This is a genomic window from Subdoligranulum variabile, assembly GCF_025152575.1.
In the GTDB taxonomy this organism is placed as follows: Bacteria; Bacillota; Clostridia; order Oscillospirales; family Ruminococcaceae; genus Gemmiger; species Gemmiger variabilis.
The window spans coordinates 784,042-808,878 of record NZ_CP102293.1 but is presented as its reverse complement, the minus strand read 5'-3'; the positions used below and the strand labels follow the sequence as shown (position 1 = coordinate 808,878).

The following is a 24,837-nucleotide window of genomic DNA, read 5'->3' as shown; positions in this document are numbered from 1 at the left end:
GGGCGGTATTCCGCGGGAAAGGAATCAACTGTGTCAGAGATCATTCGTGTTGAACATCTGAAATATGTATACAACCCCGGCATGCCGGATGCCACCACCGCGCTGGACGACGTATCCTTCTCGGTGGAGGAAGGGGACTTCGTGGGCATCATCGGCTCTACCGGCAGCGGCAAGTCCACCCTCATCAGCCATTTCAACGGCATCAACCGTCCCACGTCGGGCCGGGTGCTGGTGGACGGCAAGGACCTGTGGGCTCCCGGCGCGGACCTGCGCTCCTTCCGGTTCCTGGTGGGCCTGGTCATGCAGTACCCCGAGTACCAGCTTTTCGAGGAGACCTGCGCCAAGGACATCGCCTACGGTCCGCGGAATATGGGTCTGGACGAAGCCGAGATCCAGCGCCGCGTCAAGGAAGCGGCGGCTTTTGTGGGTCTCAGCGACGAACTGCTGGAAAAAAGCCCCTTCGAGCTGTCCGGCGGCCAGAAGCGCCGGGTAGCCATTGCCGGCGTCATGGCCATGCAGCCCCGGGTGCTGGTGCTGGATGAACCCGCCGCGGGCCTCGACCCCGAAGGCCGGGACACCATTCTCGGCCAGATCAAGGCCTACCACGAAAAAACCGGTATCACCGTGCTGCTGGTCAGCCACTCCATGGAGGATATCGCCAAATACGCCAACCGGGTGCTGGTACTGCACAAGGCGGGCATCGCCATGTACGACACGGTGGAAAAGGTCTTTGCCCGTGCCCAGGAACTGCTGGATCTGGGGCTTTCGGTGCCCCAGGTGACCCAGATCTTCCTCAAACTGCGCAAGATGGGCCTGGATATCCCCACCGACGTCTACACCATTCCCTATGCAGTCAAGACCATCCAGAAAGCCCTGGCCGCCAGACAGAACAAGGGGGTGGAGTAAATGCTCAAAGACATTACCATCGGGCAATACTATCCCGGACGTTCGGTCATCCATCAATGTGACCCGCGGCTCAAACTCATCGCCACCATCGCCTATATCGTGGTGCTCTTCGTGGCGGCCAATCCCCTGGGCATTGCCCTGTCCCTGCTGCTGCTGGCCGTGCTCTACCGGGTAGCCCGGATCCCCGGCAAACTGATCCTGCGCAGCCTCAAACCCATCGTGCCCATCGTCATCTTCACGGCGGTGCTCAACCTCTTCTTCGTCACGGGGCAGGGGGAACCGCTGATGCATTTCTGGGTCTTCAAAATCTACGCCGAGGGTGTGCGCTATGCCATCCTGCTGGCGGTGCGGGTCTGCGCCCTCATTGCGGGCACCAGCCTGCTGACCTACACCACCAGCCCCATCGTCCTGACGGATGCCATCGAAAATCTGCTCCGGCCGCTGGAAAAGGTGCACTTCCCGGTGCATGAGCTGGCCATGATGATGACCATTGCCCTGCGGTTCATCCCCACCCTTATCGAGGAGACCGAGAAGATCATGAACGCCCAGAAGGCCCGCGGCGCCATGCTGGACACCGGCAAGTTCACCCAGCGCATCAAGGCGCTGGTGCCCATCCTTATTCCGCTGTTCATCTCGGCCTTCCGTCGGGCCGACGAGCTGGCCATGGCCATGGAATGCCGCTGCTACCACGGCGGTGAGGGCCGTACCCGCCTCAAGCAGCTGCGGTTCACCGCCGCCGACGCCCGCTGCGCCGTGGTGCTGGCCGTTGCGCTGGCGGTCATCGTTTCCACACGCTTTTTTGTGCCGGGGCTGGTAGGATGACGTATCTTTTGTGGATCACCTATAAGGGGACAAACTATGCGGGATTTCAGGTGCAGCCCAACGCCCCCACCGTCTGCGCCGTGCTGCAGGACGCCATGCAGGCGGTCCTGGGCAGCCGCCCCGACGTAAAAGGCTGCTCCCGCACCGATGCAGGCGTTCATGCGCGGCGTTTCGCGCTCAGTTTCTGCTATACTGGCAGAGTTCCGGCAGAAAAGATCGTGCCGGCGCTCAACGCCCATCTGCCGCCGGACATCCGTGCCCTGGCGGTGCAGGCGGTGCCGGAGGGTTTCCACGCCCGCTACGCCGCCCACGAAAAAACCTACTGCTACCACATCCTCAATGCACGTATCGACGACCCCTTTACGCTGGACACCTGTCACCGGGTAGCCCAGCCGCTGGACCTTGCCGCCATGCAGGCGGCGGCCGCGCAGTTCGTCGGTACCCATGACTTCCTGGCGCTGTGTGCGTCGGGTTCTTCGGTCGCTGCCCACGGTGATACCGTGCGTACCATCTCCCGGTGCACGGTGTCCCGCTGCGGTGACCGTTTTGTCATTACCGTCACTGCCGACGGTTACCTGTACAATATGGTCCGTATCCTGGCGGGAACGCTGGTGGAAGCCGGGCTGCACAAGCGCACGCCGGATTCCATCCCCGCCCTGCTGCAGAGCCGGGACCGCCGCCAGGCCGGCCCGACGCTGCCTGCCAAGGGGCTGTTTCTCGAAGATGTGGCCTACCCGGACCTGTAACGCACTACCCGGAAAGGAGGGAAGCCCCTCGTGAACAAAGCCGAAAAGGAACGCCAGGAACGCCGGCAGCGGATGCTGGCGCGGGAACAGGGGCATACCTCCACCAAACCCATCCCCGGTACCAGCGGAGACATCGGGCTGCGCACACCGCAGCCGGTACGGCGCGGTGAACCTTCCGCAACGCCCCCGACGCCCGACAAAACCCAGACCACCAACCTCAAATCCCTGACGCCGCTGTTCAAACAGCGGCAGCGCCGCCGCACCATCGCGCTGGGGGTGGTGGTGCTCATCATTGCGCTGTTCATCGCCATCTTTACGGGGGCCATGTCGGCCTCCATTGCCCTGCTGGCCGACGGTGTGGACAGCCTGACACTCTACCTCAACCGGGGCAGCGGCAGCTGGCCGGTGAACACCGGTATCACCGAACCGCTGCAGATCGAAGAACTGGCCGGCGGATTCGTGGAGCTGGGCAGCGAGGACGTGGTGGTCTATTCCGCCTACGGCAGCCAGGTGTATGAATTCCAGCCCTCCTACGCCCGCCCGGTGCTGGCGGTGGGAGGTACCCGGTTCGTGGTTTACAACCGCGCCGGCAACGAATTGCAGGTGTCCAGCCGGACCCGCAGCCTCTTTACCCGCACCTTCGACGAAGGCATCCTGCTGTGTGCCATGTCCAACAACAATACGCTGGCGGTGGTTACCGAATCGGGACGCTATACCGCCCAGCTGCAGATCTTCGATCCATCCTTCAATCCCACCTACAGCTGGCAGATGACCCAGAGCGAGGGCACGCCCATCGCGCTGGATTTTGCTCCGGACAACCGCCGCTTTGCGGCTGGTACGCTGGCGGCGCGGGACGGGCAGCTCAGCTGCAATGTCTACTTCATGGATACCGCAGACACCGAGGAGGGACCGGTCTACCAGGCAAGCCAGGGAAGCATGCTGCTGCGCCTGGACTGGCAGACCGATAACCGTGTGGTAGCTGTGTTCGACACCTACATTGCGGTGCTGGACCCGCGCACGGCCACCGAGACCGCGCGCTATGACTTCGGCGGTGCCACACTGCAGAGTGCCGCACCCGGCACCCGGCAGACAGCGCTGCTGCTGAACATCCGCGGCGGCAACAGCCTGGTGACCTTTGACGAGGATCTGACCGTCCTGGCCGAGATCCCCGCCCGCCAGGCCTACGGCGTGACGGCCACCGACACCGACGTCTATCTGCTCTGCCCCAACGCCGTGGAATGCTACAGCTACGACGGTGTGCAGAACTGGCTGCAGGACGATCTGGCAGCTCATCCGGTGGCGGTGCTGGAAGCCGACAAGCTGCTGGTCTTCTCCGGCAGCCAGGCGGACGTGCTGACGCCGCCCGATGAATGATAGGGAAAGGACTCTGTATTGTATGATAGCATGGATCTATGATCTGATTTTTTTGGTTGTGTTCGCCTTTGCGGCGGTGGCCAGCTGGCGCAAGGGCTTTCTGGCCGGCCTGACCGAGCTCATCGGCGCCGTGGTGGGCGTCGGGGTGGCGGTGTGGGCCAGCCGCACCCTGGCGGGACCCATCTATGACCAGTTCCTCAGCGGTTCGGTCTCGGAAAAGGTGGAGACCGCCGTGGCCCAGTCGGGCGGGGATCTGGCAGCCGCCGTCCAGGGACTGGATTTCCTGCCGGAAACGGTGCGTACCACCCTGGCCCAGCTGGTCCAGGGGGCGGGGGATACCCTGCCCGGTCAGATCACCACGGCGCTGGAACCCATCCTGCTGCCCTTCGTGCAGGTGCTGCTTTTTGTGGTGCTCTGCATGGCGGTGCGGTGGATCTTCCGGCTGCTGGTGGGGCTGTTCCGTGGTGTCAACGCCATACCGCTGGTGGGCGGCCTCAACCGGCTGCTGGGCCTTGTGCTGGGCCTTGCCACCGGTGCACTGGACTGCTGGCTGCTGGCGCTGCTTTTGTGGTTCCTGGCCAGTGTGACCGCCGGCTCGGTGGAATTCTTCACGCTGCACATTCTGGACCAGAGCGTGGGGTACAGCATTTTCGGCGCCTTCAATCCGTTTCTGACACATTATTAAATGAAAAAATTCTAAACAATCCCAGCCATCGCTTGCAAAAACCGTAGGTTCGCCCGATAATAGAACCATCGGAATTTACAAGCGAATGCTTTTTCTTATAGAGAGGTGAAACCTATGCTTTGTGTACGCTGCAAAAAGCGTCCCGCTGTGGTCTTTGTCCAGCGGATGGAAAACGGCAAACCGGTGCAGGAAGGCTACTGCCTGACCTGCGCCCGGGCCATGCATATCCAGCCGGTGGATGATCTGATGAAACAATTTGGTATGTCCGACCAGGATCTGGAAAATATGGAGGAACGGATGAGTTCCTTCCTGCAGGAAGCCGCCGAGTCCGGCGCGCTGACCCCCACCGGGGAGGACGCCCCCGAAGAAGGCGCCCAGGACGATTTTGTGCCCGGCGGTTCGCCGGTCTTCCCCTTCGGGTTCGGCGCCCAGCGCCAGAACGGGGACCAGGGCAAGGGCGGCAAGAACGGCAAAAAGGACAAAACGCCCCGCCGCAAGTTCCTGGACACCTACTGCGAGAACCTGACCCAGAAGGCCCGGGACGGCAAGACCGACCGGATCATCGGCCGCGACCGGGAGATCTACCGCACCATCCAGATCCTCTGCCGCCGCCAGAAGAACAACCCCTGCCTCATCGGTGAGGCGGGCGTGGGCAAGACGGCCATCGCCGAAGGCATCGCCCAGCGCATCGCGGAAGGCAAGGTCCCGGCGCGGCTGCAGGACAAGGAGATCTACCTGCTGGACATGACGGCCCTCATCGCCGGCACCCAGTTCCGCGGCCAGTTCGAGCAGCGGGTCAAGGGACTCATCAGCGAGGTGAAGGCGGCCGGCAACATCATCCTGTTCATCGACGAGATCCATTCCATTGTGGGGGCCGGTGACTCGGACGGCGCCATGAACGCCGCCAACATCATGAAACCGGCCCTCTCCCGCGGACAGATGCAGGTCATCGGCGCCACGACGTTTGCGGAATACCGCAAATATATTGAGAAGGACTCCGCCCTGGAACGGCGCTTCCAGCCCGTCAAGGTGGAGGAACCCTCCATCCAGGACACCATCGAGGTGCTCAAGGGCATCCGTGTCTACTACGAGAAACACCACTGTGTCCGGGTCCCCGATCCCATCGTCACTCAGATCGTCAAGCTGTCGGAACGCTATATTACCGACCGCTTCCTGCCCGACAAGGCCATCGACCTGCTGGATGAATCCTGCGCCTGCTGCAACCTGCGTCATCCCGAGATCACCGAGCTGATCGCGACCCAGCGCAAGGTGGCGGAACTGGAAAATCAGGAGCATGATCTGGAAAATCCCGAACCGGAGAACGGCCAGGATGCAGCCATCGACTACGAAGCCCTGGCGGCGGTTAAGACGGAGCTGGCCCAGCAGCGGGAAAAGCTGCCCGCGCTCCAGCTGCGTGTGGCCGAGATCCAGGTGACCATGGACGATGTGGCCCAGGTGGTGGAACTCTGGACCGGCATTCCGGCCGTCAAGATCCAGGAGACGGAATACGGCCGTCTGCAGGGTCTGGAGGAAGCCCTCAAGGCCCACATCATCGGCCAGGATGAGGCCGTCCATGCGGTGGCGGGTGCCATCAAGCGGGCCCGTGCCGATCTGTCCGGCCGTCATCGTCCGGCCAGCTTCATCTTTGTGGGCCCCACCGGTGTGGGCAAGACCGAACTGGTCAAACAGCTGGCCAATCAGCTCTTCGACACGGTGGATCCGCTGATCTCCATCGACATGAGCGAGTATATGGAAAAATACGCGGTCTCCCGTCTCATCGGTTCGCCCCCGGGCTACGTGGGCTACGACGAGGCCGGTCAGCTCACCGAGAAAGTGCGCCGCCATCCTTACAGTGTGGTGCTCTTTGACGAGATCGAGAAGGCTCATCCCGATGTGATGAACATCCTGCTGCAGATCCTGGACGAAGGCAAGATCAACGACGCCCAGGGCCGCACGGTGGATTTCTCCAACACCGTCATCTGCATGACCTCCAATGCGGGCTCCACCGACCAGAGCGGCGCCACCGGCTTCGGCAAGAAGCTGGAGGTGGCCAGTGCCGACAAGAGCCTGAAGGCCCTGCAGGAGTTCCTGCGCCCCGAGTTTATCGGCCGCGTGGATGAGATCATCACCTTCCATCCCCTGAGCCAGGAAAATCTGGAGAAGATCGCCGCCCTCATGCTGGACGAATACAAGCCCGGCCTGACCAACCACGGCATCACGCTGACCTACGACCAGCCCGCGCTGGCAGCCATCGTGGCCCAGAGTTCCACCAAGTATGGTGCCCGCGAACTGCGCCGCACCATCCGCAAGGCGGTGGAGGATCCCGTCGCCGAAGCGCTGGTGGAAGGCTGCCTTGGCACCGCGCCCGCCACGGTGCAGCTGGTGGCCGAGGACGGCAAACCCGTGCTCAAACTGTAAAACACACAAGGATAGAGTATGAAAAAACGCCTTGCGGTCCTGCTGCTGGCCCTCCTGCTGCTCTGCGGCTGCATGCCCCGGCCCAGCCGGCAGGTGGTACCGGATATGCCCTCGGTGGAGGATCCGGCTCCCACGCCGGAACCGACCCAGGAGCCCTCACCCGTCGGGCAGGAGGATCAACTGTACGGCAGTGTGCGTCTGCTGGAAGACCCCACCGTGCTGGTTAGCGTCTATCTCAACGATGCCGCCACCGGCAGCATCTGGACCCGGGAGGCCCGGGCAGCCTCCCAGCAGAGCGTGGCTATGGCGGTGGACTGGCTGACCCGGCAGGCTGCCGGCTACGGTGTCGAAACCGAAATCTATTACGATGACGGCACCGACACCAGCCCGCTGTGCTACACCTATTCGCTGCATGCCCGGCTGCGCGGGGGCGTGGACTCCCAGGAGAGCAACGACTTCCTGGATGAGATGGACGCCCTGTGCGCCACGCTGGACACGGCGGAACTGGAGGCGCGGTACGGCACTGCCCGGGTAGGCCTCCTGCTGTTCCTGCCGGTGTCGGGGACCTCCTTCACCATGGCCCACTACGCCGAGGACGGCACCAATTTCTATTATGAGTATTGCTGCCTCTACCGCTACGATCCCTATGCGGCGCAGGCCGAGCCGGAATCCCCGGCGACCTACGCCCACGAGATCCTCCATCTGTTCGGTGCACCGGATCTCTATGAGGGCAGCAGCGATCCCTATGTGGATGGAGAGCTGACCGCCTATGTGGAACAGACCTATCCCGACGACATCATGCTCAGCACCTATGCCGAGGACGGCAGCAACCTGTATACATCCATTGACAAGGTCATCAGTCCGCTGACGGCCTACTGCATCGGCCTGACCGATACCTGTCCCGAGCTTGCGCGATTCCCGCAGCTGGAGCAGGTGGACCCGGGGATCTTCCATTACGGAGACAGCGGTCCCCAGGATCTCGGGCCGGACAGCGGCGTGGTGACCGTCTGAGCAAGGAGGCACTATGGCGTTCCAAGAGGATTTTCCCCTCCGGATCGAGGCGGTGACGACGGCATCGGCCGGTGAGCGCCGCGTCGAGGACAGGATTGCGGCAACCCCCACCCAGGGATGGCAGCTGGTCTATGTGCGCACCGGCACGGTGGAGGAACGCTGCAACGACAAACGGGTGGTGCTGCGGGCGGGAGGCATTCTGCTGCATCAGCCCGAGGAGATCTTTGCCATGCGCAGCATGGGGGAGATCCCGCCCGAGGTGCTGCGGATGGATTTCTACTGCTCCGGTGCGGCCATGGACCGGTTCCGGGGCATGGTGTTCCATGCGGAGCCGGCGGAACAGCATGACCTGAACTGGCTCATGAAGGAAGTGGCCGAACTGTACGATCCGCCGGCGGAACCCGGCGTGCAGCCTGTGCCCAAGGAGGAAGTACCCTTCGGGGCGCGGCAGCAGCTGGCCATCCATCTGGAGAATCTGCTCATTTTGCTGGCACGGCGGTGCAAGCGGCCCCGCAAACCCACCCTGCGTGTACGGCGAGAGCGCCGCCAGGCGGCGCTGGTGGAGGCGGCCCGGGCCTACTTTGCCCAGAACCTGACCCACGAAGTGAAGGTGGAGGAGGTCTGCACGGCGGTGGGGTGCACCCGCACCCAGCTGCAGCAGGCTTTCCGTGCCCGGCTGCGTCATACCGCCATGGAGGAATTTGCCGCCATGCGGCTGGAATACGCGGCGCAGCTGCTGGCCCGGGGGGCCACCCCCGGCGAGGTGGCGGCCCAGCTGGGCTACTGTTCGGGCGCCTACTTCAGCCAGAAGTTCCATGCGGCCACCGGCAACACCCCCAGCGCCTACCGGCGCATGCAGCAGGGCCTGCCGGCGCGGCGTCAAAACAGGCAACAAAAAGACAAAGAGGCACCGAAAACGTCTATTCCCGAAACTGACCCGAAAAAGTAGAATAGGAAGTAAGGAACGGGTGCTCGCCGCCCGTGAAAAAGCAACAAGAAAACATAAAGGAGACGATTGGTATGGCAATTTTGGTTAGCGGTGGCGCCGGCTATATCGGCAGCCACACCTGCGTGGAACTTCTGGCCGCGGGTTACGACATCGTCGTCGCGGACAACTTCTACAATTCCTGCCCCGAGGCACTGGCCCGCGTGAAAAAGATCTCCGGTAAAGACTTCCGTTTCGTCGAGGCGGATATGACCGACAAAGAGACTGTGGAAAAGATCTTTGCGGACAACCCCGACATCGACTGCGTGATCCAGTTCGCAGCCTACAAGGCGGTGGGCGAGAGCGTCTCCAAGCCCATCGAGTACTATTCCAACAACCTGGCCTGCACGCTGAACATCCTGGATGTTATGCGCCGCCACAACTGCCATAACATTATCTTCTCCTCCTCGGCCACCGTCTACGGTGACCCCGCCAGCGTGCCCATCCGGGAGGACTTCCCTGTGGGCGGCACCACCAACCCCTACGGTACCACCAAGGTCTTCACCGAGCGCATCCTCACCGATTGCTGCCACGCCGATCCCGAGCTGAACGTGGCCCTGCTGCGCTACTTCAACCCCATTGGTGCCCATCCCTCCGGCCTCATCGGCGAGGATCCCAACGGCATTCCCAACAACCTGGTGCCCTACATCGCCAAGGTGGCCGTGGGCAAGCTGGAGAAGGTCCATGTCTTCGGCAACGATTACCCCACCCCCGACGGAACCGGCGTGCGTGACTACATCCACGTGGTGGATCTGGCCCGCGGCCATGTGGCAGCCATCAAGAAGCTGGAAGAAAAGCCCGGCCTCTTCATCTGCAACCTGGGCACCGGCCACGGCTACAGCGTGCTGGATGTGATCCATGCTTTCAGCAAGGCCTGCGGCAAGGAGATCCCCTACGTCATCGACCCGCGCCGTCCCGGCGACATCGCCGAGTGCTGGTGCGATCCCAGCAAGGCCAAGAAGGAACTGGGCTGGGAAGCCCAGTATGGCATCGAGGAGATGTGCGCTCACAGCTGGAACTGGCAGAGCCACAACCCCGACGGCTACAAGACTCAGCAGTAATTCCCCGTATAAGATAAAAACAGGCGCAGCCGTAAGGCTGCGCCTGTTTTGCTGTATCAGACGAACATTTCCTCGCTGCGGGGCGGCAGCTTGGGCACGGCGGGGGGCGGCGCCGCGGCGGCACGCCAGGCCGCAGGGGAGACCCCTACCTCCCGCTTGAAGACCCGGCACAGATAGTTGGCGCCGGAAAAACCGGTAAGCCCGGCGATCATCTCCAGATTGTACTCGTCGCTGAGCAGCAGCGTCTTGACCGCCTCGATGCGCATGGAGGTCAGATATTTGCCCGGGGGGACTCCCAGCGCCTGCTTGAAGGCGCGGACCAGGTGGCTTTTGGTCACCCCCAGCTGCTCGCTCAGTTCCTCCACCCCGTACAGGGCCATGTAATTCTGACGGATGGCCTCCACCGCCTCCGCCACCAGGGCGGGCAGCGGTCGGGCGGTCTCGTCAGCCTTGCCCACCGCACACAGCAGGGCGTAGGCCATGGCCGGTGTGCTGCTGCCCAGGAGCTGTGCCACCAGTTCGGCGGCACCCGGGCAGGAGGCACCGTCCGCCCAGCGGGCTGCACCCAGCCGCAGCAGATAGGCGTCAGCACAGTAGCCGGTCAGCCGCACCGCCACCAGATGGCAGTCGCTGCGGGGCGTCAGCGTCAGGGGAGAGGTCCCCAGCAGCACATCGCCGCTCTGCCCGGGCTGCTCGCAGCCCTCCAGCAGACAGTCCCCCCGGGAAAGAACCCCCACCCACAGCCCGGCACCGTCCAGTTTCAGTGGGGCGGTGCCGTCCAGTTCTGCGGTTTTGGAACAGGCGCAGTAAATTTCCGGCTCAAATATCAATTTCGACACTCCAATATCAATAAAATGCTATTTCCAAACTCATTTTAACCTGTTATTATAGTCGTGTCAAGTAAATCAGCCCCCGCCACGGGGGCACAAATACCAATTGGAGGGTTTTGTCATGGCTTCTATCAGCTGCCGTCACGTGAAAAAGGTTTACCCCGGTAACGTTGTTGCCGTTCCCGATTTCAGCCTTGAGATCGCTGATAAGGAATTTATCGTCTTCGTCGGTCCTTCCGGCTGCGGTAAGTCCACCACCCTGCGTATGATCGCCGGCCTGGAGGAGATCTCCGGCGGTGAGATGTACATCGGCGACCGCCTGATCAACGACGTCCCGCCGAAAGACCGTGACATCGCGATGGTGTTCCAGAACTACGCTCTGTACCCGCACATGACCGTGTACAAGAACATGGCGTTCGGCCTGGAGCTGCGCAAGATGCCCAAGGACGAGATCGACAAGCGCGTCCGTGAAGCCGCCAAGATCCTGGAGATCGAGCACCTGCTCGACCGTAAGCCGAAGGCCCTGTCCGGTGGTCAGCGCCAGCGTGTTGCCCTGGGCCGCGCCATGGTCCGTAACCCGGCGGTCTTCCTGCTCGACGAGCCTCTGTCCAACCTGGACGCCAAGCTCCGTACCAGCATGCGCACCGAGATCATCAAGCTGCACAAGAAGCTGGCCACCACCTTCATCTATGTTACCCATGACCAGACCGAGGCCATGACGATGGGCGACCGCATCGTCGTCATGAAGGACGGCCTGATCCAGCAGGTGGATACCCCGCAGAACCTGTACGATTATCCCTGCAACATCTTCGTTGCCGGCTTCATCGGCAGCCCCCAGATGAACTTCCTGGACGGCAAGCTGGACAAGAACGGCAACCAGTACACCATCGACCTGGCCGGCACCATCATCCCGCTGCCCACCGAGAAGACTGCGGACGGCAAGCTGGACGCCTACGTCGGCAAGACGCTGAAGGTCGGCATCCGTCCCGAGGACATCAAGGACGATGAGGAATTCCTGGCCAAGCATCCCAACAGCCATCTGGACACCGAAGTGGAAGTCTCCGAGCTGATGGGCGCCGAGATCTACCTCTACCTGACCTACAAGGGCCAGAACCTGATGGCTCGTGTGGCGCCCACCTCCAAGTCCCGCCGCGGCGACAAGGTTGTGGTTGCTATGGATACCAACAAGATCCATCTGTTCGATCCCGAGACCGAGAAGACGCTGCTCAACTGATTTCCGGTCGGATTTTACAAGGCGGCTCCGCTGCGGCGGGGCCGCCTTTTTTACACAAGACACAGGAGGGATTCCCCCATGCACATAACGGATCATCTGCAGCCCGGCAGCGTCGCGCTGAACCGGCAGGCCGATTCCCTGCAGGCGGCGCTGCAGATTCTCGTGGAGCTGATGGCTGCCGGCGGGAATCTGACCGATACGCAGGCATTTGCGGCGGATGTGCAGGCGCGGGAAGCGCTGGGCGGCACCTGCGTGGGCGGCGGTCTGGCCATTCCCCACGCCAAGAGTGCGGCGGTGCGGGAGCCGGGCCTGGCGGCACTGACGCTGGACCCTCCGCTGGCCTGTGACACGCCGGACGGGGAACCGCTGCGGATGATGTTCCTCATCGCCGCTCCGGCAGATGCCAACGATCTGCATGTGCAGGTGCTGGCGGAACTGGCCACCCTGATGCTGGACAAGGACCTGTGTGAGCGGCTCATCGGAGCAGAATCGCCCCAGGCGTTCTGCGACCTGATCGCCGAGCAGGAGGCGGCCGACGAGCCGAAAGCGAAGCATAAAAAGCACACAAAACCGGAAGCCTGGCGCTTTGTGGCGGTGACCGCCTGCCCTACAGGGCTGGCCCATACCTATCTGGCCGCCGAGGCACTCCAGAAAGCCGCCCAGGACCGGGGCGTGCGGCTGAAGGTGGAAACGGACGGCGCGGCGGGGGTCAGCAACCCTCTGACCCCCGATGACATCGCCGGGGCAGACTGTATCATCGTGGCCGCCGACCGTGCGGTCTCCACAGCGCGGTTTGTGGGCAAACGGATGGTATCGGTCTCGGCGCGGGAGGCCATCCGGAATCCCGGCGCGGTGCTGGACCGCGCGGCGGAGAGCAATGTGCCGGTCTACCGCGGCGGCGACGGTTTCCGTGCCAATGACTGGAGAGAACAGTGCCGGGAAGCTTACCGCCACCTGATGAGCGGTATCTCCCATATGCTGCCCTTTGTGGTGGCGGGCGGTGTGCTCATCGCCCTGGCACTGCTCTTCGCCCAGCTGGGAGCTCCCAGCCCGGTGACCGATATGATGGACACTGTGGGCCGGGCGGCTTTTGTGCTGATCTATCCGGTGCTGGCAGCTTTCATCGCTTACAGCATCAGCGATATGCCGGCTTTCATGCCGGGCCTGATGGGCGGCTACCTGGCCCAGCTGGGCACCACCATCGGCCCCGAGGAAAACTGGGTTTCCAGCGGATTCTGGGGGGCTCTGGTGGCGGGCTTTGCGGCGGGACTGCTGATCCGGCTGCTCAACTGGATCGGCCGGAAGCTGCCCTCCGAACTGGAACAGGTACGCACCGGGCTGCTGACGCCGGTTCTGAGTCTGCTGGGCGTTGGTGCGCTGATGGTGCTTATCGTCAACCCGCCCCTGGGGCATTTCAATCTCTGGCTTTGTGATCTGCTGGACACCATGCAGGGGGGCAGCCGGCTGGCTCTGGGAGCTCTCCTGGGGGCTCTGATGGCCACCGATTACGGCGGCCCCATCAACAAGGCAGCCTACCTCACCGGTACGCTGGCGTTGGTCAGCAACCAGTACGATATCATGGCCGCCGTCATGGTGGGGGGGATGGTACCGCCTCTGGCGGTGGGACTGTCCTGCCTGCTTTTCCCCAACCGGTTCACCCCCGCTGAGCGCCGCACGGCCCCTCAGAACCTGCTGATGGGAGCCTCCTTTGTGACGGAAGGCGCTCTCTCCTTTGCGCTGCGGGATCCTCTGCGGGTGGGGCCTGCCTGCATCATCGGCAGCGGCCTGGCGGGATTCCTGAGCGTGCTGCAGAACTGCGGCTGTCCCGCCCCCCACGGCGGCATCTTCCTCATCGCCGTCATCCGCAACCCGCCGGGCTTTCTGCTGGCTCTGGCGGCGGGCTCCCTGCTGGGGGCGGTTCTGCTGGCCCTGCTGAAAAAACCGCTGCGCGGATAAAATCCACAAGCCTCCTTTACGGAGGCTTGTTTTTTATTCCGCCACTTCGCAGCCGGGAAAGTAGTAGGTCAGGATCTCCCGCCAGTCAGCGCCGCCCTCGGCCATGGCCTTGGCACCGTACTGGCTCAGTCCCACGCCGTGACCGTAGCCGCGGGTAGTCACCGTAAAGGCATCACCCTCATAAGCTACCGTAAAGCAGGCCGACCGCAGCGCCAGGGCGCTGCGCAGCGTGGTGCCCCGGAACGTCTCGCCGCAGACTTCCATGGTGTCCACATACCCGGCGTCGTCCCATTGCGTCTCTCCGAACCAGGCGGCCGGATCGTCACCGGGGGTCAGGCCCAGGCCCTGCAGCAGGGTGGCCATCTGTTCGGTACTGTAGGTGATGGAAACTTCGTAGTCGGACACCGTCTTGTCCCAGGGGGAATCCACCCCCTGGAGATAGGGCAGGGCCGTCAGCCAGACGTTCTGGCTGGCTTCGGTTTTGCCGGCGCTGATGCTGTGGTAGCAGGCCGCTGCCGGGGCGCCGTCGTAGCAGAGCAGTGCCCCGCAGACTTCTTCGGCCAGGGCAGCGAACCGGGCCTGGTTTTCCTCATAGGCGTCGCCCCAGCGCGCCCGCAGGACATCGGCGTCGGTCCAGCCGGCGCACAGGGCGCTGTTTACCTGCATGGGTTCCTCTCCCAGTGAGAGGGCATAGCTGTGGCTGGCCACCATCTGGGCCTGGATGGCGTCGTCGGGCCAGTCCGGCGGCAGTTCGCAGGCGGCGGCCCCGATGAGAAATTCCTCCACCGGCACCGTGATCGTCTGCCCGACGGCGGCGTCGTATAAGGCTAAGTCCGCCCCGGCGTCGGCATCGGTCACGGGGGTCTCGGCCAGGGGAGGGGGCGTCAGTGCCGGGATCTCCGCTGTAGGGGCGGGGGTGGCCTGCGGGACCTGAGAGGTCGATGATCCGGACGGCAGCAGCAAAACGGAAAAGGGGGCCAGAGCGGCCAGCACCCCCAGCAATACGGCGTACAGCAATGTCTTTTTCAAGGCTCGATTCCCTCACGCTTGCAATTTGCCCGGCGCGGCGGTACAATACTCTCAGACTCTGCGCGGGCCTGTCCTATGGGTATGCGGCCGGCCCGGCGCAGTATACCAATCCCGGAATGAGGAAACCTGTATGAAACAAAAACGACCGCACGGCATTCTGCTGCTGCTTTTGGGGCTGGCTCTGGCCGTGGTGCACGGCGCGGACCTGCTGCTGTGGGCTGACGCCTCCACCGGCTTTGCCCGCAGCGGGTCGGTCTGGTGGCGTTATGCTGTCTGGCTGGCCGCCCTGCTGCTGCCCTATCTGCCCGCCCGTCGGGCCGCACCGCAGCCGGCGGCCCTCAGTGATACCAATCTGCCGCTGGGTATCTGTATGGTGTTTGCCGGGGTACTGCTGGCGGCCAGCGGCCTGGTGACCTTCCCCAGTGCCTGGGTCGTGACCCAGAATCCCTATCTCTTCACGGTCTATCCGCTGCCTGCTGCCTGGGCTGACGTGGTGACGCCGCTGTTGGGTGGTGTGTGGCTGGTTGTCTACGGTGTACGGGCCTGTCTGGGCTTCGGCCTGCGGCGGGGACACCTGGGGCATGCGCTGGCCGGGGTGGTTCTGCCGTTGTGCCTGTTGTGGCGGCTGGTCTGGCGGTTCCAGTTCGTGCCGGCCTCCCTGCAGCGGATGCCCTGCACCCTGCGGGTGCTCAGCGCTGTGGCGGCCCTGCTTTTCGCCGTGGTACTGCTCAAGGTGTTCCTGGTGCCGGGCCTGCCCTGCGGGCATACCCTGTTCGCGGCGGGCAGCGGCTGCTTCCTGCTCTGCACCTGTCTGGAACTGGTCCAGACGCTGTTTGAGGCTTTCCGCGGGATGCTGATTTTGCCCGACCTTCTGACGGGGCTGGGCATCGGCCTGCTGGGGCTCTGCGGACTGGTGTGCGCCTGGGCGGCCTGCGGTCCGGATGCGGCTGAAGAAGAATAACAAGAAACAAGACCGGGGCCTTGCGGCCCCGGTCATTCGTTTGGCCCTGCACAGAAACCCGGCAGAAAAATCTGCAGGGGACTGTAACGGTCCAGAAGCAGTTCCGCCGGTTCCGGCGGGGTTCGCAGCGGCAGTGCGGCCCGCAAAGGCAGCCGCAGCGCCGCGGTGAAGGGGCCGTTGCCGCCGCTTTGCACCACGGCACCGCCGCAGACGGCGGCGGTGCGCAGCAGCAGGGCCCGGGCGTCGGCGGGCAGACTGCGGCCGGTTCCGCCCCGCAGCACCAGTACGGCGGCTCCGGCAGTCATTTCCAGATGCAGCACGGCACGCCGCTCGGGGGCGGTCAGCGTTCCTTCTACCCAGCACAGCAGAGCTGCCTGCAGCAGAGCACGGGGCAGTGCCACCGGCACCGGGCCGGATGCCGGTGCATAATACAGCCACCCTGCGCGGCAGAGCACACCCTCCCGCAGGGCGGCACAGAGCGTCTCCAGTTCCTCGTTCAGATCCAGCGCCTGGGCCGGAGCCGGGGCGGCCAGGGCCTCGGCGGTGTACAGCAGCCGCAGCTGCGGCTGCACCGATACGCCCCGGGCGGCTTCCTCGGCCAGCGCGGCGCGGGCCGGATTCTCGGGCAGCATGGCATCACCTCCTTCTTGGTCACAGCCTAGTCTGCGCAGTTTACGCCGCAACCGCGGTGGAAAATGCTTCCACGCCCGGGGAAATTTCATTTTTTTTGAAAAATTTGCGTTAAAAGAATAACAACCCTCTTGCAGATTGTGTAAGAATAGGGTACAATAGTAGCATACCACAGAGCGGGATTCCGCTCGCAAGGTTATACAATAAAATCTTGGGAGGATTTTACTATGGCTGTTAAAGTTGCTATCAATGGTTTTGGCCGTATCGGCCGTCTGGCTTTCCGTCAGATGTTTGAGGCGGAAGGCTACGAAGTCGTCGCCATCAACGACCTGACCAGCCCCGCTATGCTGGCTCACCTGCTGAAGTACGACACCGCTCAGGGCTCTTTCCTGGGCAAGATCGGCGAGAACAAGCACACCGTCGAGGCTGGCGATGACTGCATCATCGTCGACGGCAAGAAGATCACCATCTACGCCATCAAGGACGCCAAGGATTGCCCCTGGGGCGAGCTGGGCATCGATGTCGTTCTGGAGTGCACCGGCTTCTACACCAGCAAGGAGAAGAGCATGGCTCACATCGCTGCTGGCGCCAAGAAGGTCGTTATCTCCGCTCCTGCCGGCAATGACCTGAAGACCATCGTCTACTCCGTCAACGAGAAGACCCTGACCAAGGAAGATCAGGTCATCTCCGCTGCTTCCTGCACCACCAACTGCCTGGCTCCGATGGCCGACACTCTGAACAAGACCTACCCCATCGTTTCCGGCATCATGACCACCGTTCATGCTTACACCGGCGACCAGATGATCCTGGACGGCCCGCAGCGTAAGGGCGACCTGCGCCGCGCTCGTGCTGGTGCTCAGAACATCGTTCCCAACTCCACCGGCGCTGCCAAGGCCATCGGCCTGGTCATCCCCGAGCTGAACGGCAAGCTGATCGGCTCTGCCCAGCGTGTGCCCGTTCCCACCGGTTCTACCACCATCCTGGTTGCCGTTGTCAAGGGCAAGGACGTCACCAAGGAGTCCATCAACGCCGCTATGAAGGCTGCTGCCTCCGAGAGCTTCGGCTACAACGAGGATCAGATCGTCTCTTCTGACGTCATCGGCATGCGTTACGGCAGCCTGTTCGACGCCACCCAGACCATGGTCACCAAGATCGACGACGACACCTATCAGGTTCAGGTCGTGTCCTGGTACGACAACGAGAACAGCTACACCAGCCAGATGGTCCGCACCATTAAGTACTTCGCTGAGCTGTAATCCAAATCTTCCCGCATAAAGGTGCCGCCGCACTCCTCACGGAGCGCGGCGGCGCTTTTTTGTGGACAGGACTTGCCCGGCGTTGCAGTCCGGCCGTCAGGTGATATAATAGGGCTGCCGGGATCTTCCGGCCCTACAGGAAACAGCAAAGGAACGGTGGATACCGCTATGCAGCAGTATGATCTCTTTTTGTTTGCCGGTCAGTCCAATATGGCGGGGCGGGGCACCACCAGCCCGCAGTGGCCGCAACCGGCCCCGAAGCTGGTGCCGGGAGCCGGGATGGAATACCGGGCAGTGTCCGACCCTATGCACCTGTACCCCATTGCGGAACCGTTCGGTGCGGCGGAAAATGAACCTGGCGGCATCGACGAGCCGGGCAGAAAGACCGGCTCTCTCGTGACGGCCTTCGTCAATGCCTATTACACGGAAACGGGGATACCGGTGCTGGGAGTCTCCGCCAGCCGGGGCGGTTCCGGCATGGAACTGTGGCAGGGAAAACAGGATTTGCTCAGTGACGCTTTGCGGCGGTGGGACCGGGCACAGCAATATGCGGCGGACCACGATCTTGCCATACGGCACCGGTTTGTCCTCTGGTGCCAGGGGGAGACCGACGGCGATCATGGTACGACGCCGGAACACTATGCAACGGAATTCCGCAGCATGCTGGCCGGAATGCAGGCGCACGGCATCGAGACATGCTTCCTCATCGCCATCGGTCAGTACAACGGCGTCAAAGGCTATGACTATACCGCCATCCATCAGGCCCAGCTGGACCTGGCCCGGACCTGCCCCGGGGTGGTGCTGGTCAGCGACGGCTTCTGGTCGATGCGCGCCCGCGGTCTGATGAAAGATTCCTACCACTATTACCAGCAGGCCTACAACGAGGTGGGCACCGCCGCCGGACAGGCGGCAGCCGCCTATAGCCAAAGCCTGTGAAAGAAAAAACTCCTGTGTATCCGGAATACTTCCGGTACACAGGAGCTTTTTTATGGAGGAAAAACTCAGATCTTGATCAGTTCATACTCGCGGGTGCCCACGCCGATCTTCTCCGCGTGTTCCAGGCAGCTCTTCCAGTTGGTGGCGGGGCTGGAGTCGGTGAAGTGGTCGTGGTGCTCCTGAGGCATCTCGGCCAGATGGCTGCCCGGCATGACCGGCTGCTGATTGACAGCATCCACACAGGCCTGGTCCAGGGCCACCGGGTCGAAGCTGGCGAACATGCCCACATCGGGGACGATGGGCACATCGTTTTCGGCATGGCAGTCGCAGTAGGGGGACACATCGATGACCAGGCTGATGTGGAACTGGGGACGGCCGCTGACAACAGCCTTGCTGTATTCGGCAATCTTGCAGTTCAGAATGTCGTTGCTCTCGTCCTCGGCGGCGCGGACGGCGTCGGTGGGGCAGACGCCGATGCAGCGGCCGCAGCCCACGCACTTGTTCTGGTCGATGCTGGACTTGCGGTCCACGATGTGGGGGGCATCGTGGGCGCAGATCTTGACGCAGCGGCCGCAGCCCACGCAGAGTTCCTGCTTCACGTAAGGTTTGCCGGCGCTGTGCATCTCCATCTTGCCGGCGCGGGAACCGCAGCCCATGCCGATGTTTTTCAGCGCCCCGCCGAAACCGGTAGATTCATGGCCCTTGAAGTGGGACAGCGTGATGAACACATCGGCGTCCATGATGGCACGGCCAATCTTGGCCTCCTTCACGTAGGTGCCACCCTCCACGGGGACGAGCTCCTCATCGGTGCCTTTCAGGCCATCGGCAATGATGACGTGGCAGCCGGTGGAGAAGGGGGAAAAACCGTTCACATACGCGGTGTCCAGATGGTCCAGGGCGTTCTTGCGGCCGCCCACATACAGGGTGTTGCAGTCGGTGAGGAAAGGCTTGCCGCCCAGTTCCTTGATCACCTTGACCACCACGGCGGCGTAGTTGGGCCGCAGATAGGCCAGGTTGCCGGGCTCGCCGAAATGGATCTTGATGGCGACGTACTTGTTGGTGAAATCAATCTGGCCGATGCCGGCGGTCTTGATGAGCCGTTCCAGCTTCTGGGGCAGGTTTTCATTGAACGAAGTGCGCAGGTCGGTGAAATAAACTTTCGATGCAGACATGGATACGCCTCCTGTTTGATGTCGTCTTGCTCTTTTTTATTGTAAAATACACGGGCCGAAAATGCAATAGCGCTCCACCGGGCAAAATACAGATTTTACGCCGGTGCCCTTGCGCCGCTGCGGCAAATGGGGTACAATACAAGGAGAATTCAGGCCGTCCGGCCCTTGTACCCGCCGCCCGGCGGCGGACTGCACGATAAAGGAGAACAACTATGCGTTACTGCAAAAAATGTACGATGCCCGACACCCGTCCCGGCATTACCTTTGACGCCGAGGGGGTGTGCAGCGCCTGCCGCCACTACGAAAACCGCAAGAATGTGGACTGGGACGCCCGTTTCAAGGAGTTCGAGGCTTACTGCAACAAATACCGCGGCATGAACGGCCCCGGCGGCTATGACTGTGCCGTGGCGGTGTCCGGCGGCAAGGACAGCCACTTCCAGGTCTGGATGCTCAAGGAAGTCATGCATATGAACCCCATCCTCTTCAGCGTGGAGGACAACTTCCCCATGACCCAGGCGGGTATCCACAACCTGAAGAACATCAGCGAGGAGTTCGGCTGCACGATCATCTCCTGCAAACCCAACATCAAGGCGCAGAAGATCCTCATGCGCAAGTTCTTTGAAAAGTACGGCAAGCCCACCTGGTATGTGGACCGCCTGATCTACACCTTCCCGCTGCACATGGCGGCCAAGTTCAACACCCCTATGCTCTGCTACGGCGAGAACGTCAGCTTTGAGTACGGCGGCAATGCCGACAAGGAAACCTACTCTGCCATGGACCAGATCGAGAACGGCGTGGCCGTGGGCTTCCCCATGGAGGAGCTGGTGGGCGACGGCGTCACCGAGAATGACCTGAGCCTGACCCTAGCTCCCAGTGCCGAGGAGCGTGCCAAGCTGGATCCCTTCTATATGAGCTACTTTGTACCCTGGAACAGCTACAAGAACTACCAGATCGCCAAGGCCCACGGTTTCCACGATCTGACTCATGAGTGGGACCGCACCCATCACGCCGAAAACTTCGACCAGATCGATTCCCGCGCCTACCTGGTGCATTCCTGGCTGAAGTATCCCAAGTTCGGCCATGCGGCTGCCACCGACTACACCGCCCGCTATATCCGCTACGGCATGATGACCCGTGAGGAAGCCATTCCCATCATCAAGGAGCGGGACGGCAAGCTGGATCCCCTCTGTGTGCGGGATTTCTGTGAGTTCTGCGGCTACACCGAGAGCGAGTTCTGGGCCATTATGGACAAGTTCTACAACCGCGACCTGTTCGAAAAGAACGAGTGCGGCGAGTGGGTCCTGAAAGATCCCATCTGGGAGCAGAAGTAAAGCATGAATGATCAGGAACAACTGACCGCCTATCGCGCCATGCAGGCGGCGGTAGAGACGGAGTACACCCGCACGGCGGACAAGATGGCAGCGCTCAAAGCCCAGGGCAAGGAGAAGACTGCCACCTATCGCCAGCTGTTTGCCCGCAAACTTACCTTGAGCGAACTGCTGTCCTGGTACAAGACCTACGGGCTGACACAGAAAGGGGAAAGCAACGTATGACCAAACACATTATTCTCTGGACGCTGAAGGATGAACTGAGCGCTGAGGAAAAAGCCGCCGTCAAGGCAGGCATCAAGGAGGGACTGGAAGGCCTCGCCGGCAAGATCCCGGGACTGGAGTCCATCTACGTGCAGGCTGACTGCCTGGCCAGCTCCACCGCAGACCTGATGCTGGACTGCACCTTCACCGATGAGGAGGCCCTCAAGGCCTACTCGGTGCATCCCGCCCATGTGGCGGTGGCCGACAGCAAGGTGCGCCCCTACACCAAGGTGCGCAGCTGCCTGGATTTTACGATCTGACAAAAAATGCCGCCCCTCTTGCACAACGGGGCAAGTTGTGCTATAATACGCTGGAACGGCAAAGGCGCCGTCCGTTTGGCATCGCCATACGGACGGCGCCTTTTTTGTATTTGGAAACGCCGGATTGGAGTGCAGAAATATGGAAAAATTACCCCGTTACGTGGACATTGATTACAGCAAATACGCCCCGGATATCCCGGAGGATCAGCTGGAGGCCTACTACGGCCTGCCCAAGCATGTGCAGTTCTGCAAGGAATGCGTCATGAGCAACCAGAAGCCCAACTCCTGCTATGAGTTCGAGCACACCATCCATTCCATCAAGAAGACGATGGTCATCCAGGAGGACGGCGTCTGCGATGCCTGCCACGCCTGCCACAACAAGGCCAACGGTCATATCGACTGGGCGCTGCGGGAGAAGGAACTGCGGGAACTCTGCGACGAGTACCGCAAGAACGACGGCTCCTACGACTGCCTGGTGCCGGGCTCCGGCGGCAAGGACAGCTTCTATGCCGCGCACCTGCTCAAGTACAAGTACGGCATGCATCCGCTGACCGTCACCTGGGCACCCCATATCTACACCCCCTGGGGCTGGGAAAATATGCAGGCCTGGATCCATGCGGGCTTTGACAACTATCTGTGCACGCCCAACGGCATGACCCACCGCCTGCTGACCCGCCTGGCCACCGAGAACCTGTTCCATCCCTTCCAGCCCTTTATCCTGGGCCAGAAGCAGCTGGCGCCCAAGATGGCGGCCAAGTTCGGCATTCCTCTGGTCTTCTACGGCGAGAACGAGGCCGAGTTCGGCAATCCCATCGCCGACAACAACTCGGCACTGCGGGATGAGCATTTCTTCGCGGTGAACGATTACGATCACATCTATCTGGGCGGCGTGAGTCTGCGCCAGCTGGAGGAGGACTACAAGATCGACAAGGCCGATCTGGCCATCTATCTGCCCTCCGAGACCTCCAATCTGGAGAAAAACCACATCCAGGTGCGCTACCTGGGCTACTACGAGAAATGGCATCCCCAGGGTGCCTACTACTACTCGGTGGAGCACGGTGGCTTCCGTCCGGCACCGGAGCGTACCCAGGGCACCTACTCCAAGTACAACTCCATCGACGACAAGATCGACGATTTCTTCTATTACACCACCTACATCAAGTACGGCATCGGCCGCACTACCTACGACGCTGCCCAGGAGATCCGCAACGAGGAGATCACCCTGGAGGAAGGCAAGGCGCTCTGCAAGAAATTCGACGGCGAGTATCCCGATCGTTTCGAGAAGGAGATCATGCAGTATCTCTCCATCGACAAGCAGCATTTCCCCCATGCGTCCCAGCTGTTCGAGCAGCCCAAGATGGACCGGGCCTACTTCATGCATCTGGCCGACCGGTTCCGTTCGCCCCACCTGTGGAAGTGGGAGGACAACATGTGGAAGCTGCGTCACACCCCCTACGAGGGCGACAGCGAGGTGCTCTGGGGCGATCCCAAGGGTACCCACCACGAGATCTGATCCCGTTGAATCGGAGGCAAACACATGGCAGACAAAATACGCCTGATCGCGCGGCTGGATGTCAAGGACACCAACCTCGTCAAGGGCATCCAGATGGAGGGGCTGCGCAAACTGGGCGACCCCAACCAGTTCGCCAGGCGCTACTATGAGCAGGGCATCGACGAGCTGTTGTATATCGACATTGTAGCCAGCCTGTATAACCGCAACAACCTCAGCGACATCGTGCGCAAGACGGTGGATGACGTATTCATCCCGGTCTGTGTGGGCGGCGGCGTGCGCAGTGTGGAAGATGTGCGCCACCTGCTCTCCATGGGCGCTGACAAGGTGGCGGTGAATACGGCGGCCATCAAGCGCCCCGAGCTCATCACCGAGATCGCCGAGGCCTTCGGCAGCCAGTGCATGGTGCTGTCCATCCAGGCCAAGCGCAGCCGGACCTGGCCCGGCAAGTGGGAGGCCTACTACGACAACGGCCGTGCCCATTCCGGGTACGATGTGGTGGAGTGGGCCAAGCGTGGCGAAGCACTGGGGGCAGGGGAGATCCTGCTCATGAGCGTGGACAACGAAGGACTCCAGCGCGGCATGGACCTGGAGCTGATCCAGGCGGTGACCAGTGCGGTGCATATCCCGGTGATCTGCGGCGGCGGTGTGGGCTGCGGCGATGACATCGTGGAGGCGGCCCGGGCAGGGGCCGATGCAGTGGCGTGTGCGGCGGTGCTGCATTATGAAAAGGAAACGGTCCCGGAGCTGAAAGAGGAGATCCGGGCCGGAGGCGTGGAGGTGCGCAGCGTATGAAGGTCACGGTAATTGACTACGGACTGTCCAACCTGCGCAGCGTGCAGAATGCCTTTGCCCACTGCGGGGCCGAGACATTGCTGACCAGCAGCCCGGCGGATGTGCGAGCCGCCGAAGCGCTGGTACTGCCGGGCGTGGGCGCTTTCCGGGACGGCATGGCCGGCCTGGAGCGGCTGGGCCTCGTGGATGTTATCCGGCAAAAGGCCGCGGAGGGAACCCCTTTGCTGGGCATCTGTCTGGGAATGCAGATGCTCTTTGATGAATCGGAGGAATTCGGCACCTACCCGGGTCTGGGTCTGATCCCCGGCCGGGTGGTAAAAATTCCCGATACCGATGTGCAGGGCCATCCCCAGAAGGTGCCCCACATCAGCTGGGATCCGCTGTTTCCGGCGGGCGGCCATGCCGACTTTGCCGGTACCGTGCTGGCGGAGGTGACCCCCGGCCAGGAGTGCTACTTCATCCACAGCTACGAGGCCAAGCCCGCCGATGAGGCAGACCGCCTGGCCGATACCCGCTACGGCGGACGCAGCGTCTGTGCGGTCGCTGCCCATGGGCCGGTGGTGGGCTGTCAGTTCCATCCCGAAAAATCCGGTCCGGTGGGATTGTCGATCATCAGTCAATTTATAAACATTTGTCAAAAATAAGCCTTCGCCCCGCGTCCAGCCCGA

At 62.2% G+C, this 24,837-nt stretch carries 24 protein-coding genes; 20 read left to right on the top strand and 4 right to left on the bottom strand.

All coding sequences use genetic code 11. The annotated features are described in order from the left end of the window. Positions 1 to 30 precede the first annotated feature (30 nt). From NQ490_RS04115 to galE, 9 genes are all read left to right on the top strand, one after another. Positions 31 to 906, top strand: a complete 876-nt coding sequence (locus NQ490_RS04115) for an energy-coupling factor transporter ATPase (RefSeq protein ID WP_040917822.1) — start codon at positions 31 to 33, stop codon at positions 904 to 906. Beyond that, entirely contained in the window at positions 907 to 1,728 is an 822-nt protein-coding gene (locus NQ490_RS04110) for an energy-coupling factor transporter transmembrane component T family protein (protein WP_007047587.1), read from the top strand. Continuing rightward, positions 1,725 to 2,474 (top strand): tRNA pseudouridine(38-40) synthase TruA, encoded by a 750-nt coding sequence (gene truA / locus NQ490_RS04105; protein WP_007047586.1) that lies wholly within the window; start codon positions 1,725 to 1,727, stop codon positions 2,472 to 2,474. Before NQ490_RS04110 ends, truA begins: the two co-directional genes overlap by 4 nt. A 30-nt stretch (positions 2,475 to 2,504) precedes the next feature. Then, positions 2,505 to 3,848 (top strand): DUF5711 family protein, encoded by a 1,344-nt coding sequence (locus NQ490_RS04100; protein WP_007047585.1) that lies wholly within the window; start codon positions 2,505 to 2,507, stop codon positions 3,846 to 3,848. 22 nt (positions 3,849 to 3,870) lie between these two features. Beyond that, the gene (locus tag NQ490_RS04095; RefSeq protein ID WP_040917821.1) at positions 3,871 to 4,533 is read left to right on the top strand and encodes a CvpA family protein; all 663 of its coding nucleotides are present in this window, start codon (positions 3,871 to 3,873) and stop codon (positions 4,531 to 4,533) included. Positions 4,534 to 4,647: 114 nt separating this feature from the next. Continuing rightward, complete coding sequence (locus NQ490_RS04090; RefSeq protein WP_040917820.1) at positions 4,648 to 6,951, top strand: ATP-dependent Clp protease ATP-binding subunit; 2,304 nt, start codon at positions 4,648 to 4,650, stop codon at positions 6,949 to 6,951. Between the two features lie 18 nt (positions 6,952 to 6,969). Further along, positions 6,970 to 7,962: a hypothetical protein gene (locus NQ490_RS04085; protein ID WP_007047582.1), complete on the top strand. Its 993-nt coding sequence runs from the start codon at positions 6,970 to 6,972 to the stop codon at positions 7,960 to 7,962. Between the two features lie 13 nt (positions 7,963 to 7,975). Continuing rightward, positions 7,976 to 8,911, top strand: a complete 936-nt coding sequence (locus NQ490_RS04080) for a helix-turn-helix domain-containing protein (RefSeq protein ID WP_007047581.1) — start codon at positions 7,976 to 7,978, stop codon at positions 8,909 to 8,911. A 71-nt stretch (positions 8,912 to 8,982) separates the two neighbouring features. Then, positions 8,983 to 10,008 carry a UDP-glucose 4-epimerase GalE gene (gene galE / locus NQ490_RS04075; RefSeq protein ID WP_040917819.1) on the top strand — a complete coding sequence of 342 codons (1,026 nt, stop codon included), beginning with the start codon at positions 8,983 to 8,985 and terminating at the stop codon, positions 10,006 to 10,008. A 56-nt stretch (positions 10,009 to 10,064) separates the two neighbouring features. Here the strand turns inward: galE and NQ490_RS04070 are convergent, their stop codons facing one another. Then, the gene (locus NQ490_RS04070) at positions 10,065 to 10,847 is read right to left on the bottom strand and encodes a helix-turn-helix domain-containing protein (protein ID WP_007047579.1); all 783 of its coding nucleotides are present in this window, start codon (positions 10,845 to 10,847) and stop codon (positions 10,065 to 10,067) included. A 112-nt stretch (positions 10,848 to 10,959) separates the two neighbouring features. Between NQ490_RS04070 and NQ490_RS04065 the strand changes: the two genes are divergently transcribed. Then, positions 10,960 to 12,072, top strand: coding sequence for an ABC transporter ATP-binding protein (locus NQ490_RS04065; RefSeq protein ID WP_007047578.1), 1,113 nt, complete (start codon positions 10,960 to 10,962; stop codon positions 12,070 to 12,072). A 78-nt stretch (positions 12,073 to 12,150) separates the two neighbouring features. Further along, entirely contained in the window at positions 12,151 to 14,028 is a 1,878-nt protein-coding gene (locus NQ490_RS04060; RefSeq protein WP_007047577.1) for a PTS fructose transporter subunit IIABC, read from the top strand. Between the two features lie 33 nt (positions 14,029 to 14,061). Here the strand turns inward: NQ490_RS04060 and NQ490_RS04055 are convergent, their stop codons facing one another. Further along, positions 14,062 to 15,057, bottom strand: coding sequence for a SpoIID/LytB domain-containing protein (locus tag NQ490_RS04055; protein WP_007047576.1), 996 nt, complete (start codon positions 15,055 to 15,057; stop codon positions 14,062 to 14,064). A gap of 130 nt (positions 15,058 to 15,187) precedes the next feature. Between NQ490_RS04055 and NQ490_RS04050 the strand changes: the two genes are divergently transcribed. After that, positions 15,188 to 16,018, top strand: a complete 831-nt coding sequence (locus NQ490_RS04050; RefSeq protein ID WP_007047575.1) for a hypothetical protein — start codon at positions 15,188 to 15,190, stop codon at positions 16,016 to 16,018. Positions 16,019 to 16,050: 32 nt separating this feature from the next. On the opposite strand, the gene NQ490_RS04045 is transcribed toward NQ490_RS04050, so the two are convergent. Further along, a complete protein-coding gene (locus tag NQ490_RS04045; RefSeq protein ID WP_007047574.1) occupies positions 16,051 to 16,650 on the bottom strand; it encodes a hypothetical protein in 600 nt (199 codons plus the stop codon). A 225-nt stretch (positions 16,651 to 16,875) separates the two neighbouring features. Between NQ490_RS04045 and gap the strand changes: the two genes are divergently transcribed. Together gap and NQ490_RS04035 are read left to right on the top strand one after the other, a co-directional pair. Continuing rightward, entirely contained in the window at positions 16,876 to 17,904 is a 1,029-nt protein-coding gene (gap, locus tag NQ490_RS04040; protein ID WP_007047573.1) for a type I glyceraldehyde-3-phosphate dehydrogenase, read from the top strand. Positions 17,905 to 18,072: 168 nt separating this feature from the next. Continuing rightward, positions 18,073 to 18,840: a sialate O-acetylesterase gene (locus tag NQ490_RS04035; RefSeq protein ID WP_007047572.1), complete on the top strand. Its 768-nt coding sequence runs from the start codon at positions 18,073 to 18,075 to the stop codon at positions 18,838 to 18,840. Positions 18,841 to 18,905: 65 nt separating this feature from the next. Here the strand turns inward: NQ490_RS04035 and NQ490_RS04030 are convergent, their stop codons facing one another. Then, entirely contained in the window at positions 18,906 to 20,012 is a 1,107-nt protein-coding gene (locus tag NQ490_RS04030) for a DUF362 domain-containing protein (RefSeq protein WP_007047571.1), read from the bottom strand. Between the two features lie 212 nt (positions 20,013 to 20,224). Between NQ490_RS04030 and NQ490_RS04025 the strand changes: the two genes are divergently transcribed. The 6 genes from NQ490_RS04025 (at position 20,225) to hisH (ending at position 24,813) form a co-directional block, all read left to right on the top strand. Beyond that, the gene (locus NQ490_RS04025; protein ID WP_040917817.1) at positions 20,225 to 21,343 is read left to right on the top strand and encodes an N-acetyl sugar amidotransferase; all 1,119 of its coding nucleotides are present in this window, start codon (positions 20,225 to 20,227) and stop codon (positions 21,341 to 21,343) included. 3 nt (positions 21,344 to 21,346) lie between these two features. Next, entirely contained in the window at positions 21,347 to 21,565 is a 219-nt protein-coding gene (locus tag NQ490_RS04020) for a hypothetical protein (RefSeq protein ID WP_007047568.1), read from the top strand. Then, positions 21,562 to 21,864 (top strand): Dabb family protein, encoded by a 303-nt coding sequence (locus tag NQ490_RS04015; RefSeq protein ID WP_007047567.1) that lies wholly within the window; start codon positions 21,562 to 21,564, stop codon positions 21,862 to 21,864. The genes NQ490_RS04020 and NQ490_RS04015 overlap by 4 nt, the downstream gene beginning before the upstream one ends. Before the next feature lie 139 nt (positions 21,865 to 22,003). Beyond that, entirely contained in the window at positions 22,004 to 23,377 is a 1,374-nt protein-coding gene (locus NQ490_RS04010) for an N-acetyl sugar amidotransferase (RefSeq protein ID WP_007047566.1), read from the top strand. A gap of 24 nt (positions 23,378 to 23,401) precedes the next feature. Continuing rightward, the gene (gene hisF, locus NQ490_RS04005; protein WP_007047565.1) at positions 23,402 to 24,169 is read left to right on the top strand and encodes an imidazole glycerol phosphate synthase subunit HisF; all 768 of its coding nucleotides are present in this window, start codon (positions 23,402 to 23,404) and stop codon (positions 24,167 to 24,169) included. Further along, on the top strand, positions 24,166 to 24,813 hold the full coding sequence (gene hisH, locus NQ490_RS04000; protein WP_007047564.1) for an imidazole glycerol phosphate synthase subunit HisH: 648 nt from the start codon (positions 24,166 to 24,168) through the stop codon (positions 24,811 to 24,813). Before hisF ends, hisH begins: the two co-directional genes overlap by 4 nt. Positions 24,814 to 24,837: the final 24 nt, after the last annotated feature.